Raw genomic sequence first — 18411 nt, 5'->3', positions numbered from 1 at the left:
TCCGAGACTGGTTCGCATTAGACTGACAGCACCTGTTTTCAGATTGGGTGGGCGTCGAGCGCCTGCCCGACTGCTGCCCTGGCCGCTTCTTTGTCGATACCAAGCAGGCGAAGCTGCATCTCCGCTGTTCGGGCGCCCGCATCGGCGGCGGCCGTGCCCGACAGGCACGATAGCAGGGCTGAAAGGACAAGCCCGCCGACGCAATCGATCAGGAAGTCATCGACAGGCTCTGTGAAGACGCCTTGTTTGACGCCCCTTGCAATGTCCTGGCGCATGTAGACGCCCACCTGCTGGCGAAGGTCAGGCAACACCTGACACGCCTTGAGAAACGCCCAGCCAAGGGGTGGTTGTTCGCGGGTGATTTGAAGGAAACGACGCGTTGCGCAGACGACGCGCTGGATCGCGCATTCGATATCGCGCATGTCTTCGTCGAGCTGACGTGCTATTTCGGCCGCCAGGGCAAGCGATACCACGGACACCACCTCGTCCTTGTCGCGGAAATGAACGTAGAAGGTACCGTTCGCAAGGCCAGCAGCCCGCGCGATTTCGTTCACGGATGCCGCTTCGATGCCATGGCGGGCGAACACCGCAATGGCGGCGTCCATCAGCTGTGCGCGCGTTCTTGCGCTCTTGCCCAGGCTCGCCGCTTCCGGCGCAAACATCGTAAACGTCTGCAAGTGGGTCTCCTTCAGAAATGATGAAGCTTACCGTGGTTTGAATGTTTTGAACAGTATCCCAAATATGAGTATTGACTCATAATTGGGAGTTCTCTCATATTGTGGTTACAGATGTGCCCCATGCGGGGACGCATCGAAAAGCTGGAAACAACCAGCGCCAGGGAGGATATCTTGAAACACGATCTTGCACGCCAGCGCGCACTTTTGGCGGGTGCCGCGGTACTCGCTCTATGGCCGACCAGCGCAGCATTGGCTCAGGGCGCGTCCGACGAGGCGATCCAGGCCGATGGAGCGGCGCGGACACTGGAAACTGTCACGGTCACAGCCCGTCGCCGCGAGGAGCGGCTGCAGGATGTCCCGGTTGTCGTCAGTTCCTTTGGCAAGGACCAGATCGACGCCTTCGGCGCGGAAGGCTTTGAGGACATCTCGGCCCTGACGCCGTCTCTCGTGATCGATGAAAGTGGCGGCGCAGAGGGCCTGATCACGCTGCGGGGCATATCGACCGGGGGGCTCAACGCCTCCAGCGACCAGGCCGTGTCGATCAATATTGACGGGGTCCAGTTCAGCAATGCGACGGCGCTGCGATTCGGGCAATATGACGTGGAGCAGATCGACGTCCTGAAAGGCCCGCAGGCCCTGTTCTTCGGCAAGAACAGCCCCGGCGGAATCCTTTCGCTTCGCACGAGCGACCCGACCGACACATTCCTGTTCGAGCTTGGGGGCGGGTACGAGTTCAGTGCCGCCGAGCGTTTTGGCGAGGCCGTAATCTCCGGGTCTATCCTGCAAACGCTGGGCGGACGGCTCTACCTGCGCGCGTCCGATGAGGACGGCCCGTATGAGAATGTTGCGCCGGGAGCGGTTCGTCCTGATGCGCAGGAAACCTCGACCTTCTTTGGGCGGGCGACGCTCAACTGGACGCCGGACGATCGCTTCACGTCCCGGTTCAAGCTCGCTTATGGAACCGGCGAGGGTGCCCCTCAGGGCATCGAGCAGCGCTTCGGTTGCGAAGGGTCGGGGCTCCCCGGTCCCATCAACGGGCCGGTTGATAACTGCCAGCTGGATGAGGTCTTCGTCACAGGCGATCCAGACCCTGCGCTCGCCGCGCTGTCTCCCCTGTTCAGCGCTGAGCCGGAGGGCGAGACCCGCATGCTGCTGACCTCGCTGGAGCTGTCGGTGGAACTGACCGATAGTCTCACGCTGACCAGCCTGACCGGGTATTCGGACCTCCGATACAGCAATTACGGCAACACCTTGCCGACGCTCGCACCGATCTTCGTTTCCGGCTTCGACCAGGATCAGACCTCGCTGTCGCAGGAAATCCGGCTTACCAGCACGTTTGAAGGTCCGGTCAATTTCATGATCGGGGCTTTCTTCGACGATCGCTCATTCGACATCGCACAGGCTTTGCTCGTGCCAGCTCCTGCGCCCCCTTTTCCGCCGGGCGCACGCCTGCTGTTCGAGAATGACCAGAGCGTCGATTCCGACTCGCAGTCGGCCTTTGGCCAGCTCTTGTGGGATGTGACCCCGACAATCGAGATCAGTGCCGGTGCCCGCTATACGAGCGAGACCAGGACCCTCAGCGGCACGGGTGCGCTGTCGCCGGGCGGGTTCGGTCTGGTCCTGCCTGCCAGTTTCGCTCCGCCCGCAGTTCCGACCGGCGCTTTCCAGCCGTCCCCTGACGAAGTGTCCTATGATAACTGGTCGCCCGAGGTCAGCATCGCCTGGCGCCCGCATGAACGGGTGACGCTGTTTGCAGCCTACAAGGAGGGCTTCAAGTCCGGCGGTTTCAACACTTCGGTGAACGGGTCGTCCCAACTGGCAGCTATCCCCTCGGATCAGAGCTTCGCCGAAGAGACGGTCGACGGCTTCGAGGTCGGTATCAAATCCTCGCCGCGCGGCAATCTGCGCCTGAATGCAGCGGCGTTCAGTTACACCTATGACAACCTTCAGCTCTCGACGTTCGACTTTGCCGGCGGCGGCATTTCTACGCGCGTGGTGAATACGGGTGCTGCAAAAACCGAGGGTTTCGAACTTGATGGCATCTGGTCGCCCGACGCCATTGACGGCCTGACGATCACCGGTGGTCTGTCGTTCAATGACACCGAGTACACTGAGGATGTATTCTTCCCGTGCAATGGGCCGCAGATTGCTGGGCAAATGGCCGGATGCGATTTCCTGACCCAGCTGGGGGGAGTGATAGCAGTCGCGCCGGGGAGCGGCAACGCGCAGAACCTGCAAGGACTGCCGCTCCTGCGCGCGCCTGAATGGTCCGGCAGTCTCAGCGCGGCCTATGAAGGCCGACTGACCAGTTCGCTGCGTTACAGGCTTAACGGCAATACCAGCTATTCAGGATCGTATCAGACAAACAATCGCTACGATCCGCGCGCCGAGCAGGATGCATTCTGGTTGTTCAATGCCAGTCTTGGCCTGATGGGTCAAACTGACCGCTGGTCGATCGACCTGATCGGGCGAAACCTGACCGATGAGATCGTCCTCACAGGATCAGGCGGTGTCGTGCCCGTGGGCGGCACGGTACCCGGTGTCTCGGCCGGCGAGCTGCAAGGGCCTGCAAGTCGTCCGCGCAGCGTGCTGCTGCAATTCAGCTACCGCTTCTTCGGCGAATGATCCGCCGGACTTCATACGTATGCACACTAACGAAAGAGACTTAGCATGAGCCAGACACCTATCATCAAGGTTCGGGACGTCGCGTTCCCGCGTTTGCAGGCCCCCGATCTCGACAGGATGGAATCCTTCCTGATCGATTTCGGCATGGTGCGCGCGCAGCGCACCGAGGATACGCTTTACATGCGCGGTGTGGGGCCAGCGCCCTTCGTGCATGTCACCCATCTTGGCGAGCCGGGATTTCGCGGGTTTGCCTTTGTCGCCGGATCCCGGGATGATCTCGAGAAGATTGCCGGCAGCGAGGGGTTCTCGCCGGTAGAACCCCTGGAGTCGCCCGGCGGCGGCTTCCGGACCGTCACCACCGATCCTATCGGGTTGAAGGTCGAGGTCGTGTTCGGCCAGGAACCGGCCCAGCCGCTCGACACCGCCAACCCGCGCGCGCTGAATATGGGCACACGTTTCGAGCGGATCGGCGCGCCGCAGCGCATCCCCAGAGGGCCCAGCCGGGTCAAGCGCTTTGGACACTTGCAGCTCAACGCTCCTGATCCACAGGCAATGTTCAGCTGGTACAATGCCCGCTTCGGACTGATTGTCTCGGATGCGGTCGAGCTGGCACCCGGCATGCCGGTGGCGATCTTCAACCGTTGTGATCGCGGCGCCGAGCCGACGGATCATCATACGATCCTCTTCTCCAGCGACATGACGAGCGGCGGCGTGCCGGGGCTCAATCACGTCTCCTGGGAAGTCTGCGATATCGACGATGTGTTCGCCGGACATGAACATCTCAGCGCCAAGAAGCGTTCGCCGGAATGGGGCATTGGCCGGCACCTGCTGGGCAGTCAGGTGTTCGACTACTGGAACGATCCCTGGGGACAGATCCATGAGCACTGGACCGATGGCGACCAGTTCGACGCCAGCGTCGCCCCGGGCAGTCTCGGGATCGACCAGGGCGCAGCCAGCCAGTGGGGGCCCGACATGCCTTCAAGTTATGTTCGCACGAGCGCCAGGGTGATCTCATGACCCCGATCGATATTCCTGTCCTGATCGCCGGGGGTGGCCCGGTCGGGCTGCTTGGCGCCCATCTGTGTGAGCGGCAGGGGCTGGGGGCGCTGGTCGCCGAACGCTATTCAGGTCGAGTGGGCGCGCCCAAGGCGCATGCGCTGAATTCCCGATCGCTGGAAATCTGTCATGCCGTCGGCTTGTCCATTGACGAGATCCACAAGGTGATGACGCCCCCTGCAGAGGGCGCGCATGTCCGCTTCATGACGAACCTGTCCGGCCATGAGATCGGCAGCCTGCCTTATGAGCGCCAGGATGAGGCCGTTCGTGCCTTCACACCCTGGCCCCTGATCAATATCGAGCAACCGAAGTTCGAGAACATTCTCGAAACTTCGCTGATCGGTGCCCGGCATGTTCGCCTGCAGAGAGAACTTGAGTGGCTGGGCTGCGACATGCTGGCGGACAGCGTGGTCTCACACCTGCGCGATCACGCGGCCGGCAAGGACATCGCGATCCGCAGCCGATACCTGATCGCGGCCGATGGTGCCGCCAGCCGGGTCCGCGAAGCAGCCGGCATCAAGATGCTGGGGCCTGATGCTCTCGCGCACAACATTACAATCCACTTCGAAGCCGATCTGCGCCCGGTCATCGCCAAGAAGCCGGCCATCCTCTATTTCCTGTTCGGCATGGGCACGGGCAGCGTGCTGATTGCCTACGACATCGCGCGGACCTGGGTGCTGATGCATGCCTATAATCCGGCGACCCAGTCGCCCGGCGATTTCGATTTGGCGAAGTGCGAGGCCATCGTGCGCGAGGCCATCGGTGCCGAGGTGCCTTTCACGATCAAAGGAACGAGCCCCTGGATCATGACAGCGCAGGTCGCCGGGCAGTACCGATCCGGCAATACTTTCCTGACCGGGGACGCGGCGCACCGTTTCCCGCCATCCGGCGGGCTCGGCCTCAATACCGGCCTGGCCGATATCGAAAACCTTGTCTGGAAGATCGCTGCCGTTGAGCGCGGCGAGGCCAGCTCGGCATTGCTGGACACCTATGAAACCGAGCGGCGCCAGGTTGCGCAAACCAATACCAGCCAGAGCGTTGCCAATGCGATGCGCCTGCGCGTGCTGCTCCAGGCACTCGGCCAGGATATCGGCCGTGATCTCGATGCCGATGCGCTCGCCGGAAAACTCGCCGACCCTGCAAAACGGGCGGAAATCGACGCGGCCGTGGCTTACCAGAAGGATCATTTTGACAGCCTGCGTCTGCAGCTTGGATACATCTATGGCGAACACCGCACGATCGACGACCATCTCCCGATCAGCGCGTTCCATCCGCGCGCAATCCCAGGTGCCTATCTGCCTCATTGCGGGCTTGCTGGTGCTGGGTCGGTCCTCGACCTCGTTTCAGGTTCCGGGCTGACGCTGATCACTGGTCCTGCTGCCAATGTCGGCACGCTGGTGACCGATCGGACTGCAGAGCCCGTGACGCCGGTGACCGAAGGCCGGGATTTTACACTCGCCGAAGGCAGCTGGGCCGACCGGATGGGACTTTCGCCCGAGGGGGCCATTCTGGTCAGACCCGACCGGCATATCCTGCACGTCGCACCGACGTTCGATGAGGCCGCCCGCAGCGCGATGGGCGCGGCGATCGAAGCCCTGCTTGGCCCCGCATGCATTACATTAACAGGAGCTGCGTGATGGAACTGGGGCTGAATGGACGCAAGGCGCTGGTCTGCGCGTCTTCCAAGGGACTTGGCCATGCCTGCGCGCTCGCCCTGTCTCGCGAAGGCGCGCACGTGACCCTGAATGGCCGCAACGCTGATACGCTGGAGGCTGCACGCGTCGCCATCGAGAACGAGACAGGAAATCCGGTCCGGGCGTTGACCGCTGACCTGAACACCAGGGAGGGACGAGGAGAGCTGCTTGCAGCCTGTCCGGAAGCCGACATCCTCGTCAACAATAATGGTGGGCCGCCGCCGGGGCGTTTCGAGGCCTGGGATGAAGCGGCCTGGCTGGCCGCGATCGGGGCCAACATGCTGCCTGCGCTGATGCTGATCCGGGGGCTCCTGCCGGGCATGCAGGCCCGCAGGTTCGGCCGCATCATCAACATTACGAGTGCCATGGTGAAATCGCCGCGCGCGCCGATGGGCCTGTCGACGGCCGCGCGCACGGGACTGACCGCCGCCTGCAAGGCGCTCGTCCCGGAGGTCGCCGCCGACAATGTCACCATCAACTTCATGTTACCGGAGCGTTTCGACACCGAGAGGCAGGTGGGCATGGCGCGCCTGACGGCCCAGCTCAAAGGCATCACCTATGAGGAGGCGCGGGAGGAGATTGCGCAGTCCATCGCGGCGAAGCGGTTCGGGCAGCCAGCGGAATTCGGGGCCACCTGCGCCTTTCTTTGCAGTGAGTATGCGGGGTTCATCTCGGGCCAGAACATCCAGCTGGATGGCGGCTCCTATGCGGGGCTGATGTAGGCCGATGAGAAATGTGTCCATGATTGCACGTTCGACTGGTTTGTTTTCGATCCTGCTGGCCAGCCTGATGCTGATCGCTTCCTGTTCGCCGCGCGCGGGTCTTCCGGAGCTCGCGCCCGCCACCGATGAGCAGCCGCTCTATCCGAACATTGTGATCATCATGGCCGACGATCTCGGCTGGAATGATGTCGGCTTCAATGGCAGCGAAATCCGCACACCCAATCTCGACAGGCTCGCCGCTGAAGGCGTTGTGCTCAGCCGCTTCTATGCACAACCAACCTGTAGTCCGACTCGTGCCGCACTGATGACGGGACAGTCACCGCTGCGCCTCGGCGTGCTGGCACCGATCTCCAAGAACATGCAAAACGGCCTCCCCTTGAGCGAGCGGATCCTGCCTCAATATCTGAAGGAAGCGGGATACCAGACGGCACTGCTGGGCAAGTGGCACCTTGGCGGAAACCGGCGACCGTATCACCCTAACAGTCGGGGCTTCGACTATTTCTACGGGAACCTGCACGGCGGCATCGGCTATTGGGACCATGTACATGGCGGGGGTTACGACCTGCAGCGCAATGGTGAGAGCCTAGGCGAAGAGGGCTATGTCACCGATCTGGTCGCTGCTGAGGCGGTGCGCGTCATCAAAAAGCGTGACAGCGCCCGTCCGCTCTTTCTTATGGCGTCGTTCAATGCCCCCCATCTGCCGAATGAAGCACCAGAAGCGACCATCGCCAGTTATGGCGACATGACTGATCCGAGGCGCCGGGTGCATGCCGCAATGGTCAGCGAATTCGACGCGGCTGTCGGTGAGATCGTGGCCGCGCTGGAAGCAGAAGACCTGATCGATGAAACGCTCATCTGGTTCCTCAGCGACAATGGCGGACTGATTCCGGCCCCCGCGCCGCCCGCCAATCTGTCACCAGAGCAGGTCATGGAGCAGCTGGGCCAACGATTTGGTGTTCGCATGACACCACGCTTCCTCCAATTCATCCAGGTCAACTCGACCCAGGGCGGATCGGACAATTCGCCTTTCCGGGGTGGCAAGGGCTCGGTCCACGAAGGCGGGGTCCGGGTTCCCTCTCTGGTCTATTGGCGCGGCGTACTTGAGGCGGACCGGGAAGAGGCGTTCGTGAGTGTGCAGGACGTCCTGCCTACCCTGATCGATGCAGCCGGGATTCCCCATGAAACCGATCCGCTGGACGGGCGCAGCGCCTGGCCTGCAATTTCAGGCGCAGGGGCGGTCGAAGCGCTTGGCTATGCTGTCCAGACCCATCAGGCCACGGATATCGCCTATTACCGCTATCCCTGGAAGCTTGTCCTGATCGCCAACACGCCGCCCCGATTGTTCAATTTGACCGAGGATCCCGGCGAACAGGACGATCGTGCTGGCGCGTATCCCGAACAGGTGGCGGTGCTTACCGCAGAGCTTGCGGCTCTCCCGCGCGGCGCTGACATCGCTCTGCCTCTTCAGGACGTGGTCGATGATCCGGACTTTTTCGGCGGCGAGGAAGACCGCGCGCCCTGGGCCGAACAGATCCGGGACTAAACCGCGTCGCCAAGGCCGCGCCCAACACAACAAGAAGGATACTCTAATGCATCTCCTGACTTTCCTGCGGCATGAAAAAGCCGAACCAGGCGTCCTCGTTGACGCCAGCCAGATCGTCTCATTGTCCAGCATCGCTGCGGACATGATCGCGCTGATCGACGATTGGGAAGCGCATTCTGACAAGGTGATGGCCCTGATGCAGCAAGGCGAACGAATTGCGCTCGATCGTGTGCGGCTGCTTGCCCCTGTCCCGCGCCCCGGCAAGATCTTCGCTATAGGTCTCAACTATGCCGACCATGTCGAAGAGTCAGGCATGGATATGCCACCCCACCAGATATGGTTCACCAAGGCGGCGACCGCCGTGAATGGCCCGTTCGACCCTATCGAGATTCCGCGCAGCTCCTTCACCACCGATTACGAAGTCGAGATGGTCGCCGTCATTGGCAAGGGCGGACGCCACATTTCGACCGAAGACGCCCCATCCCACATCTTCGGATATTGCGTTGGCAATGATGTCAGCGAACGTATGTGGCAGATGCGGACACCTCAATACTCGCTCGGCAAGTCATTCGATACGCATGCCCCCTTCGGCCCCTGGATCACAACCAGCGCGGCGGCGGGCGATGTCCATGCGCTCGACATCCGATGCAGCGTCAATGGCGAGGTGCGCCAATCGTCCAACACGCGCCATCTCATCTTCAATGTCTGGCAACAGGTCGCCGAACTTTCACAAGCCATGACCCTCGAGCCAGGCGACGTCATCTTCACCGGCACACCGGGCGGCGTTGGCGGGGCGATGAAACCGCCGCAATTCCTCAAGCCCGGCGATGTGGTACGCTGCGAAGTCGAGGGCCTCGGGTCAATCGAAGCGACCTGCAGACCGGAATGACGGCGGAGAGGCTGCACGCGAGCGGGGGTGCCGGATATCGCAATATGATGCTCGTCCCCCTCACCGCTGTCACGGTAATGAACGTCGTCGCCCGCCAGCTCATCAGCATCCTGTCACCCACCATAATGGAAGACCTCCAACTTTCGGATACGCAGCTCGGCCTTCTGAAAGGGAACGAATTTGCCTTGCTGTACACGCTTCTCGGCAGGAGGCGCCTAGGCGTTCTGACAGATGAGCCGTCACATCGCTGAACACTGGAAACTGACCGATGCCAATTGTTTGCGGCATTCGGATTATACCAAATGATGAATACCCAGGCCCAAGGAAAAGACACTATGCTTAAGGTTCATTTTGCCCCGAATTCCCGCGCGGGACGGATTGTCTGGCTTCTGGAGGAACTTGGACTGCCCTACGAATTGAACAAGATGGCTTTCCACCCCAAGGACCTCAAGTCCGATGCGCATCGCAGCCGCCACCCGCTTGGCCGTGTCCCGGTGCTCGAGGACGGTGATGTCCGGATATTCGAGTCCGGCGCAATCATCGAATACATTATCGAGCGTCACAAGAACGGCGGTCTCAAGCCGGCACCGCATGACCCGGAATTTCCGGCTTACCTGCAATGGTTTCACTATTGTGAAGGCATGGTCATGCCACCGGTGAACATTGTAGTGGTCAACACGCTGTTGCTACCCCCTGATCGGCAGGATCAAACGGCGCTGGCCCAGGCCACCCGCTTGCTCACCAAGGTGCTCGAGCCTGTGAATGCGGCTCTGGAAGGCAGGGACTATCTTGCCGGTGACTTCTCGGCTGCAGATATTATGCTCGGTCATGCTTGCTTCATGAGCAACCGGATTGGCTCGGTCGACGACAGCATGACGGCTCTGAAATCCTATATAGGCCGAATTGAAAACCGAGAGGCTTTCAAAAAAGCCATCTCAATCAGATGAGTTCTACTCCGCGCAATGAGTGCGTACCCCAACTCATGGTCGGTGCCTTAAACGCGAAGCGACAGCATGTGTGGGCTCGTCAACGAAAGGCGGATGTTTGGTCTGGTCGTTGGTCGCCACCTCGCTCGGACTACACACCGTTCAGATAGCGTGCGCACGTTATTCAGCACGATGGAACAGGGGCCTTCGCTTTTCAAGAAACGCTGCCATCCCTTCTCGGGAATCGGACGTGTTGCGATTGTCTTTGACGGCCTGCCGCTCAGCGGTCAGCAACTCCTCAAGGGGTCTGTCCTGGCCATTGACGATCAGGCCAAGCATACTGCGCACTGGGCCAACGGGCATGGCCGCAAGTTCGTGACCGAGCCGCACGGCTGCCGCCTTCAAGTCCTTTAGCGACCACACTTCGTGGACGAGGCCGATACGAAACGCTTCAGGCCCTGAAATTTTCTTCGCCCGCAGGATCATGTCCAGTGCGTGATGTTCACCAACGCATTTGGTCAAACGTGCACTACCACCCCAGGCAGGAACTGATCCGAGGTCAAGCTCAGGCAGGCCGATCTGCGCTCCCTCTGCAGCGGCGAGGCGAAAATGACATCCAAGCGGCAATTCAAGACCCCCGCCAAGACAGAACCCGAAGAGCGTCGCGATCCATGGTTTTTCCATGGTTTCAATTGATCGGATGATCCGGAGGCGCTGGTCGAACACAGCATCGGCACTTCCCATACGCGCAATGCCTTCAGGCAATTGCTTGAGATTCATCCCGACTGAAAAATTATCCTGCCCCTCTGCGGTCATGACAACGGCTCGAATGGACGTGTCTGAGCCGATCCGGGTGACGTGCTCTTCGAGGGCATCCATGAATTCAAGCGACATACGGTTGAAGGGTGCATCATTGATCGAAACGATCGCGACGGCGCCGTCCTGGTCAATTAGCAGGGGATCTGTCATTGAGATACTCCGTCTGGCTCTTTGGCCTGGCAGGGACTTATGAGGCCAGGTTGTCAGTCCCGGCGGCCGGCAACGCGTGGATACTCGGCCTTCAGGGCTTGCCCGGCGCTGCGAAAGGCATCGACCACGGCATCGGGCAACCATTGTGTCACCGCGCCAGCCCAGCTCGGCCGCGCCTGCACCGCATCATACCAGCGGGCAAGATTGGGACGGGTCTCGATAAGTTCGCCCAGCATGAGATGGTCAACGCGCAGGACATAAGGCGCGAGAGCGCAGTCTGCGAGGCTGAAGGTTTCTCCGGCGATCCATGGGCTTCCATCGAGTGCGCGTTCGACATGATCAAGCACGGCGTGGTGGATGTCCATGGCCGAGGCGAAGGCGGGCGCTTCGGCGCCGCGTTCGATCACGCTCCGCCGCGTCTCGCGCCTCGCCGCGTCCGGGATCTTGGCCAGCATGGCTTCGCGCTCGGCCTCGGGGCGGGCCAACAGGGTAGGCCGCGCGCCGATGGCATAGGTGAGCACACCGCACGCGCCATGAAGGGCGTCATCCACCCGCTTGGTCATCAGGCGCATCCTGTGCCGCCCGGTGGCTGCGGCCGGCCGCAGGGACGGCGCCGGGAAGGCGTCGTCGATATACTCATTGATCAGCGTCGACTCGGTCATCACGCTGCCGGCGTGCTCAAGTGTCGGGACGACCCCATTCGGATTGAGCTTGAGATAGGTGGGATCAAACTGGTCCCCGCGCTGCAGATCCAGGAGGGCGTCCTCCACCTCGATCCCTTTCTCGCAAAGGACGAGACGTACTTTCTGCGAGCAGGTTGAAATCGGGTTGTGATACAGCTTCATGGTGGCCTCCGAGGGATCAGCGAATTTCATTAACGAGGTAGCCCAGCCCGTCGGCCTCGGTGCGCACAATGTCGCCGCGCTCCAGATACAGCCATTGCGCCCAGATATTGGCCGGTTTGAAGACAACACCGCCAGCTGTCCCGGTCAGGATCAGCGTGCCAGAGGGAATGGTTCCGTGGGGGAGCAACTCAACCGCTTCCTCACCCCGCCAATAGATCCAATCCTGCTGGGCGAAGGCCTGCGCGACAATGTCGCCGACTTTAAGGATCATGTCATCGGCAACGAAATGCTGACGCAAAGCGTCGTTGACATAAAGGCGTAGTTCAATGGAGCGATGAAAGTCCTGCGTTCGTGGGATAACGAACAGGTTTCCGCAGGGCAGGAAGGTTTCGCGGCCCTTGGCACTGGCAAAGCCGGTTGTTCCCATCGGTTTGCTGAGCCGCAACTCGCGAATGAGCGTCCAGCGATCGGTAAAGTCATTGCACAAGACCAGGCCGTACTCGACCGCGTCGCCGGGGTCTTCGATGTCTGTCAGCGGGACCATTGCCAGTTCCGCCTCATAATCGAGGCGCGGAACGAAATGGACCGGGGCATCCCAGCGTGTCGGGGCAGACAGCTTCGGGAAGAGGAAAGGCGGGTCGTCGAGCAGCACTTCCTCGGCATGCTCGGCATAGTTTGTGCCGGCAGCTATAAAGGGGGCGGTGTACTCGATAGGCGCACGTAGCGCCGTGTTCGCGGCGGTGACCGATGGCCCGTCAACGCCAGCGAGGGCGTCATAGCCAAGCACAGAATAGAGTTGGAGGAGGTCAGACGTCTCGTCGACCCCGATAACGGCGGTCAGATCTATACCGGTCACGCCGGTGTCGCCAATTGAGGTGACGCGGATAAGGGCATCTGGGGTGCGTGCGAAGGTCAGGGCTTCCAGCGGATCGGCGACCGACGCGGTGAGAGCGAATTCGCGGGTTTCATCAAAAATCGGGCGCGAGATCCAAAGCGACCATAGGATGGCGCCGCCGAGGAGTAGCGCGAGCGCACCGAGGACAATTTTCACGGGCCGCATCTGGAACTCCCACTCCGGTCTGTGTTTTGCCGAGCCGCTTGTCGCAAACGCTGCTGAACCCGCGAACTCCCTAGGATTGGGCGGCTAGCGGCCGTATTGCAGAGCGAACTGAAACGTCGATAATTGAGATAAATCCCACAAATGAGAGGTGTGTCAACATTTTCTTCCTGTCGGGATCAACGATCCGAAACGCCAACGCCAGGATGTTTCCAGGTTTCACAATCAAATACTGCTCATGGCCCTGTTTGCTGCGTCGAGCGTGGCAACTGAGCCCTCCAGCGCAACACAGCGCCCGGTCCAGATCGGCCTTGTATTGCCCGACAGCGCGGTGCCAGAGCATCAGCGCTTCAGTGACGCCAGCAAAGGATATTTTGGTCGTGTCACTCACGCAGCGCCAGTCCTTCGAGGGCCGGTTTGAGCGGAGGATCGACCTTGCCCAGGGGCGAATGTCCCTCATCGGCAACGAAAAGGCATTCGCGCTGGTGCCATGGCGACGCGATCTGGAACGCCTTCGGGGGCAGAGCCTTGTCCTGGAGCCAAAGGCGAAGGGACTTGGATGGACATTCCCAGGTGGAAGGACGCGCGGGATATCGAGATGAGGGACAGATCTTCTATTGGAATTGCAAATGTCGAACTCCCTGCCCTCTCGGAGAAAGAGTTGGTGAAGCTTAGCGACATCGTTAGGATTCGTTTGGAAAGGCTGGATTATCTCGTCAGGAGACATTGGGCGGAGCAGTATTGAATGTCGGAAACTCGCCAAGAGTCGGTGTTCGGTGCCAACTTGTGAGTGTCCATTTTGGAGCGACTTGACGCTACTCTTGAATTGGCGTGTCCACTGCTTCTTGTGAGGATTGGTCGGCGTTGCGAAATGCGCTTGGTGTATGGCCGGTTTCCAGCTTGAAGGCCTTGTAGAATGACGAGCGCGCATTGAAGCCGGCACGCAGAGAAATTGCCAGAATGGTCTCTTTACTTTCAATGATGAGCGGTTTCGCGTATTCGACCCGCATCTGGTTCACATAATCGAAAAAACTCTTCCCGATGGTCTCATTAAGCGTCTGCGAAATGTAGCTCGGAGAAATCCCGACGTGGCGGGCTAGCTTGTGCAAGGAGAGCGCGGGGTCGAGGAAAAGTTGATCGCTTTTCATCGCGGCATCAATTTTTGCGGCAATCCGGACGGATTGCTCTTCGCCAAGGGCTGAGCGCTGGTATTTCTGGCTGGAGGTGATGTCTGTGACCTCTTCCGGGACTTCGTCTGAAGCGTCGCCGAGATACCGCCCTTCGAAGCCTGGCTTCTGCCGCAGCCCCCAGACCGCCAGGGTCCAGGTGAGCAGCAGGGCCATAACGGCCCCCGCGCGACGGTCGATAATGACTCGGCCGAAGAAGTTTTCGGCAATGATTGCAGCAAACGCCAACAACCACACGCCGCCAAGTACAAGAATGAGCCAACTCAGCCAGTACAGTTCACGGCTCTCATTGCTGGCGAATAAGTTGCGGAGTTCATGACGGTAGGTGCGCAGGCGCCGGATCGCCCGAATACCATACCAGCCTGCTTGTACTGGCCACAGCAGGATTAGAGCGAAGGCGGAGAGAGCGATTATCACAACAAGTCCACCCGGTGGCAGTTCGCCGGTGAACAACATCTGCTCGCGGATATCGAGAGGTTGCGCGATCAACATTCCGGCGACGATCAGACCCAGCACAAATGGAAGGAAATGCCAGAGATGGCGACGCTGCCATTGCCACGGCACGGAAGCTGTCAGCCCCTCAATATACAACCACAGCATCGGACCGAGCAACAAATAGGCCGGGAGGGTCAGGGCAATTGCCTGCGTCCTCAACGCAGGCGCGAACACCGCGACGACTGGATCCATGATCACGACCCCTAGCGCGACGAAGAAAGCGCTGAGCGGCATGTAGGTCTGGCTCTGTCCTGCACGCGCGAGCAGGATCGTCGCGCACAGACCTATCTGTCCCAGCGCGGCAACCATCAGGGCGAAGACGTCGAGATTGGGCAATTGCTATTCTCCGGAGGCACTATTCCTAGCGGAGTCAGGCCTGCGTTCAAATGCCGAAGGTGGCTCGGTGTGTCCGGGCCTTTGGGGACGGACGACAGGCATCAGGCAAATCCCGCAATTGAAGATCATACGGTCTACAACAGAAAGGGCCTGAAAATGACACACGAATTTCAGAAAGCTGGCGGCTTTTCCGCCATCGCTATGGCAGCCTGTTACCTCATCGGCTTTGCGATGTTCATCTTCGTGCTGGACTCATCGGGCTATTCCGGACCTTCAGGCAGCGTGGCCTTCGCCGCAGACCATGCGTTTCAGCTGTTTCTAACCATGCTTGTCAGCTACGTTCTGGCCAGCCTGTTTCTTATCGTGCTCCTGCTCGCACTCAATGATCGGCTGAAAGCGCACGCGCCTGTTGTGATGCAGACGGCGACGGCGGTCGGCATCATCTGGGCCGCCATCGTTCTGGTCAGCGGCATGCTCTCCATCCTTGGCGCGGACAGTGTCACGCGCCTTGCTGAAACTGATCCCGAGCGCGCCGCGACGGTTTGGCTCACCGTTGGCATTGTGCAGAATGTTTTGGGCGGGGGAACTGAGTTCGTCGGCGGCGTCTGGATCACGCTGGTAAGTCTGGCCGGACTGCGACATCGCGGTTTGCCCAGGGCGTTGAACCTGTTCGGCCTTGCGATCGGGCTTGCCGGCATCGTGACAATCTACCCCGATTTCGAACCGCTCAACGCTGTTTTCGGGCTCAGCCAGATCGTCTGGTTTCTTGGGGCGGGTGTCGTGATGCTGTCCCGCAAGTCGCGCAAACTGATGCCTTCAGCGGCATGAGCCACCCAAAATACTATCAGGATGAACACTAACATGTCTGATCTTCCACTCATTGGGTTGCTACACCTCTTGATGGGCACGCTGGCCGTCATCTCCGGTGCGGGTGCGTTGGCGGCCGCGAAGGGGCGGCGTCTGCACAGGATGGCCGGAAACCTGTTCTTTGGCGCGATGCTCCTACTGATCGCAAGTGGCCTCTATTTCAGCGTCACGCGTTCAATTCTGTTCACCTTTTTTCTGAGCGTGATGGCCTTCTATTTGCTCTCCAGCGGCTGGGCGACAGTCATGCGCCGCGAAGGAAAAACGGAGCGGTTTGAGCTGGCGAATTGTCTTTTCATTCTCATTGCGGGCGCATCCGCACTCGGATTGGGCCTGACAGAAACAATCCGCGGGGCTCCGTTGCAGAGCGATGTTTCCTCCGCCGCTTTCTTCATCTTGGCCGCTCTCGCGGTGCTGTTTGGTGCGCAGGATGTTGCTGTGATCCGGCGCGGCGGCTGCACTGGCAAGCATCGGATTGCGCGCCACCTCTGGCGGATGTGTCTGTCTCTGTTCATCGCAGTGACGATTTTCTTTCTCGGCAACAATGACGTACTGCCGGAAGTCCTGCGCACACCATTTTTCCTCACCTCCCCGATTGTCGCCGTTCTGGCACTGATGGTGTTTTGGCTGATGCGCGTGACTTTCACCAATTGGTACAGAACTCCTTCCCGTTAGATACGCCGTTCGGAGGCCCACCAGTGCCTGTCTCAATTGGGCCAAGTCGGCACGGATCATTATCTTCGGCGATCGGCAGGGGGAACTGGATCCGGTCATCCGGCTACCTCACCAGCACCAGGCCGGACTTCGCCAAGCACCGTCATTCGGCTTCTTGTGTTGAACGACCGTTGTGGGCCAACAACGCCCATTCGAGAAGACCTGGCCATCTGGCTGGAACTCGCCGGAAACAGTCAATCGATGGCTCTGCGGCGAAAGGCCCGTTCGTGCCCCATTTTGATTATTGCTGCAGCAGCAAAAAACGACTGACTTCCTCCGCCAACAAAACAACAAACTGCGCAAGAATCGGGTGGGTTGAGCACCTCGATATCGTCAGACACCTCCTAATCCTCAATCAATGGAGATGGGAATGCTTCTCAACGGAAAGACAATCATCATAACCGGCGCAAGCAGCGGTATCGGAGCCGCAGCCGCTAAGATTTTTGCGGCCGAAGGCGCGAAAGTGGTTCTTGGAGCCCGCCGCGTCGAACGACTTGAGCAAATCACAAAGGATATTTCTGCCAACAGTGGCGAGGCGGTTTTCTTGGCAGGGGACGTCGAAGACAGCGCCTATGCCGCAGACCTGGTGAAGCTTGCAGAGTCGCGCTTCGGGGGGCTCGACGGCGCTTTCAACAATGCTGGTGTGACGGGTGATATGGGACCAATCCCCGACATGGCAGAAAGCAACTGGCATAAAGTGATAGCGGTTAATCTCAACAGCGGCTTCTACGCGGCAAAGCATCAAATTCCGGCTATGCGCAAACGCGGTGGCGGTTCCATCGTCTTCACCTCCTCATTCGTCGGACACACGATTGGTTTGCCCGGCATGGGGGCCTACGCCGCTGCAAAGGCTGGCCTCATCGGCATTACCCAGGTGCTTGCGGCGGAGCACGGTCCTGAAAACATTCGCGTCAATGCACTCCTACCAGGAGGTACGATGACGCCAATGGCCGGGGATGATGCCGATTTTCATGAGGTCGTGCGCGGGTTTCACGCGCTGAAGCGCATGGCGGAGCCGTCCGAAATCGCTAACGCCGCGCTCTTCTTGCTTTCTGATCACGCATCCTTCGTAACCGGAAGCGCCATGATCGCGGATGGCGGAAACTCGATAAGCAAACTGTAAGAAATTGCCGGTGTCCGTCATTCCCCCATAGCGACCGGTTGCTTGGCTTTTACCGACCGGCGGAAACGGGCCAAAGTTTGCCCGCTGAGCATCCGATTCCTGATGACTGCTTCTGTTTAGGTTTCCACGACGCCCGCCTTGCACAGCCGGTTGCACCACGCATGATGGCGGGCGTCGTGGAAGGCTCAATGCCTGACGCGCGGACGGTGTGGACTGCTATGGGGATTTAAAGACTGCGCTTGCTTCTCGTCTTCAGAGCGCGAGTGCGTTCGATCGTCGGGATCGATGTCGAACAAGGCGGATGTCGCGTGTCTGGCCCTGTTTTGGCGGGCCAGGTTGGGCGATGTTGCCAGGATGGGTTCGGCCAGAGCGCAGTTGACCGTCGCCGCCAATGGTGGCGAACGCAAGCTGGCAAAGATGAGCGCGTGAGGCGGCGTTCATGAGGTGTCGATCCTTTCTGGCGGTGATCGTCGTCGCAGGCGGGACGCCGGGGTGATCAGTTCGATCAGGATCATCCGTCCACCACAACAGGCACACTTTTCCGGTTCGGGTGTTTGAGGTGCAGGCTCCGGCGTTGGCCCGGATTCCGGGTCCTGCGAGGGCAGCATGCGCTCTGCGAGCAGGTCCCTGATGCGATCAATGGCGTCTCGGCGCTGTGTGTTGGCGAGGAACCCGACATGGCGGATGCG

Annotated in this window: 18 protein-coding genes and 1 pseudogene; 12 read left to right on the top strand and 7 right to left on the bottom strand. The window is 60.2% G+C overall.

The window, feature by feature from the left end:
* Positions 1–38: 38 nt before the first annotated feature.
* A complete protein-coding gene (locus VR74_RS21315; RefSeq protein WP_299951204.1) occupies positions 39–677 on the bottom strand; it encodes a TetR/AcrR family transcriptional regulator in 639 nt (212 codons plus the stop codon).
* Between the two features lie 171 nt (positions 678–848).
* Here VR74_RS21315 and VR74_RS17970 point away from each other — a divergent pair, with 171 nt between their 5' ends.
* From VR74_RS17970 to VR74_RS17935, 8 genes are all read left to right on the top strand, one after another.
* On the top strand, positions 849–3302 hold the full coding sequence (locus VR74_RS17970; RefSeq protein WP_299951201.1) for a TonB-dependent receptor: 2454 nt from the start codon (positions 849–851) through the stop codon (positions 3300–3302).
* Positions 3303–3347: 45 nt separating this feature from the next.
* Positions 3348–4319, top strand: a complete 972-nt coding sequence (locus tag VR74_RS17965) for a VOC family protein (protein ID WP_045699131.1) — start codon at positions 3348–3350, stop codon at positions 4317–4319.
* Positions 4316–5995 carry an FAD-dependent monooxygenase gene (locus VR74_RS17960; protein ID WP_045699129.1) on the top strand — a complete coding sequence of 560 codons (1680 nt, stop codon included), beginning with the start codon at positions 4316–4318 and terminating at the stop codon, positions 5993–5995. The genes VR74_RS17965 and VR74_RS17960 overlap by 4 nt, the downstream gene beginning before the upstream one ends.
* A complete protein-coding gene (locus tag VR74_RS17955; protein WP_045699127.1) occupies positions 5995–6774 on the top strand; it encodes an SDR family oxidoreductase in 780 nt (259 codons plus the stop codon). Before VR74_RS17960 ends, VR74_RS17955 begins: the two co-directional genes overlap by 1 nt.
* 19 nt (positions 6775–6793) lie before the next feature.
* Positions 6794–8317, top strand: a complete 1524-nt coding sequence (locus VR74_RS17950) for an arylsulfatase (RefSeq protein ID WP_299951198.1) — start codon at positions 6794–6796, stop codon at positions 8315–8317.
* 46 nt (positions 8318–8363) lie between these two features.
* Positions 8364–9206: a fumarylacetoacetate hydrolase family protein gene (locus VR74_RS17945; protein WP_045699126.1), complete on the top strand. Its 843-nt coding sequence runs from the start codon at positions 8364–8366 to the stop codon at positions 9204–9206.
* 44 nt (positions 9207–9250) lie between these two features.
* Complete coding sequence (locus VR74_RS17940; protein WP_299951195.1) at positions 9251–9457, top strand: hypothetical protein; 207 nt, start codon at positions 9251–9253, stop codon at positions 9455–9457.
* A gap of 84 nt (positions 9458–9541) precedes the next feature.
* The gene (locus VR74_RS17935; protein ID WP_045699122.1) at positions 9542–10153 is read left to right on the top strand and encodes a glutathione S-transferase family protein; all 612 of its coding nucleotides are present in this window, start codon (positions 9542–9544) and stop codon (positions 10151–10153) included.
* Positions 10154–10312: 159 nt separating this feature from the next.
* On the opposite strand, the gene VR74_RS17930 is transcribed toward VR74_RS17935, so the two are convergent.
* From VR74_RS17930 to VR74_RS17915, 4 genes are all read right to left on the bottom strand, one after another.
* On the bottom strand, positions 10313–11101 hold the full coding sequence (locus tag VR74_RS17930) for an enoyl-CoA hydratase/isomerase family protein (RefSeq protein ID WP_045699120.1): 789 nt from the start codon (positions 11099–11101) through the stop codon (positions 10313–10315).
* A 53-nt stretch (positions 11102–11154) separates the two neighbouring features.
* A complete protein-coding gene (locus VR74_RS17925) occupies positions 11155–11946 on the bottom strand; it encodes a glutathione S-transferase family protein (protein ID WP_299951189.1) in 792 nt (263 codons plus the stop codon).
* 16 nt (positions 11947–11962) lie between these two features.
* A complete protein-coding gene (locus VR74_RS21310) occupies positions 11963–13006 on the bottom strand; it encodes a fumarylacetoacetate hydrolase family protein (protein WP_299951186.1) in 1044 nt (347 codons plus the stop codon).
* A 70-nt stretch (positions 13007–13076) separates the two neighbouring features.
* A complete protein-coding gene (locus VR74_RS17915) occupies positions 13077–13394 on the bottom strand; it encodes a hypothetical protein (RefSeq protein ID WP_299951183.1) in 318 nt (105 codons plus the stop codon).
* Between VR74_RS17915 and VR74_RS21620 the strand changes: the two genes are divergently transcribed.
* Entirely contained in the window at positions 13357–13605 is a 249-nt protein-coding gene (locus tag VR74_RS21620) for a DUF3363 domain-containing protein (RefSeq protein WP_366462829.1), read from the top strand. The two genes, VR74_RS17915 and VR74_RS21620, sit on opposite strands and share 38 nt — an antisense overlap.
* Before the next feature lie 213 nt (positions 13606–13818).
* Here VR74_RS21620 and VR74_RS17905 read toward each other — a convergent pair whose 3' ends face one another.
* The gene (locus VR74_RS17905) at positions 13819–15021 is read right to left on the bottom strand and encodes a helix-turn-helix transcriptional regulator (protein ID WP_045699115.1); all 1203 of its coding nucleotides are present in this window, start codon (positions 15019–15021) and stop codon (positions 13819–13821) included.
* A gap of 156 nt (positions 15022–15177) precedes the next feature.
* Here VR74_RS17905 and VR74_RS17900 point away from each other — a divergent pair, with 156 nt between their 5' ends.
* The 3 genes from VR74_RS17900 (at position 15178) to VR74_RS17890 (ending at position 17722) form a co-directional block, all read left to right on the top strand.
* A complete protein-coding gene (locus tag VR74_RS17900; protein WP_045699178.1) occupies positions 15178–15849 on the top strand; it encodes a DUF4386 family protein in 672 nt (223 codons plus the stop codon).
* Positions 15850–15882: 33 nt separating this feature from the next.
* Positions 15883–16560, top strand: coding sequence for a hypothetical protein (locus tag VR74_RS21305; RefSeq protein WP_299951180.1), 678 nt, complete (start codon positions 15883–15885; stop codon positions 16558–16560).
* Positions 16561–16969: 409 nt separating this feature from the next.
* Positions 16970–17722: an SDR family oxidoreductase gene (locus VR74_RS17890; RefSeq protein WP_045699174.1), complete on the top strand. Its 753-nt coding sequence runs from the start codon at positions 16970–16972 to the stop codon at positions 17720–17722.
* Positions 17723–18159: 437 nt separating this feature from the next.
* Here VR74_RS17890 and VR74_RS17885 read toward each other — a convergent pair.
* A pseudogene (locus tag VR74_RS17885) lies at positions 18160–18411 on the bottom strand (IS91 family transposase); the annotation flags it as partial.

It is taken from the genome of Hyphomonas sp. BRH_c22, from assembly GCF_000961795.1.
GTDB lineage: Bacteria > Pseudomonadota > Alphaproteobacteria > Caulobacterales > Hyphomonadaceae > Hyphomonas.
Note: the sequence above shows the minus strand (reverse complement) of the source record. Positions and strands in the feature narration are given on the sequence as shown.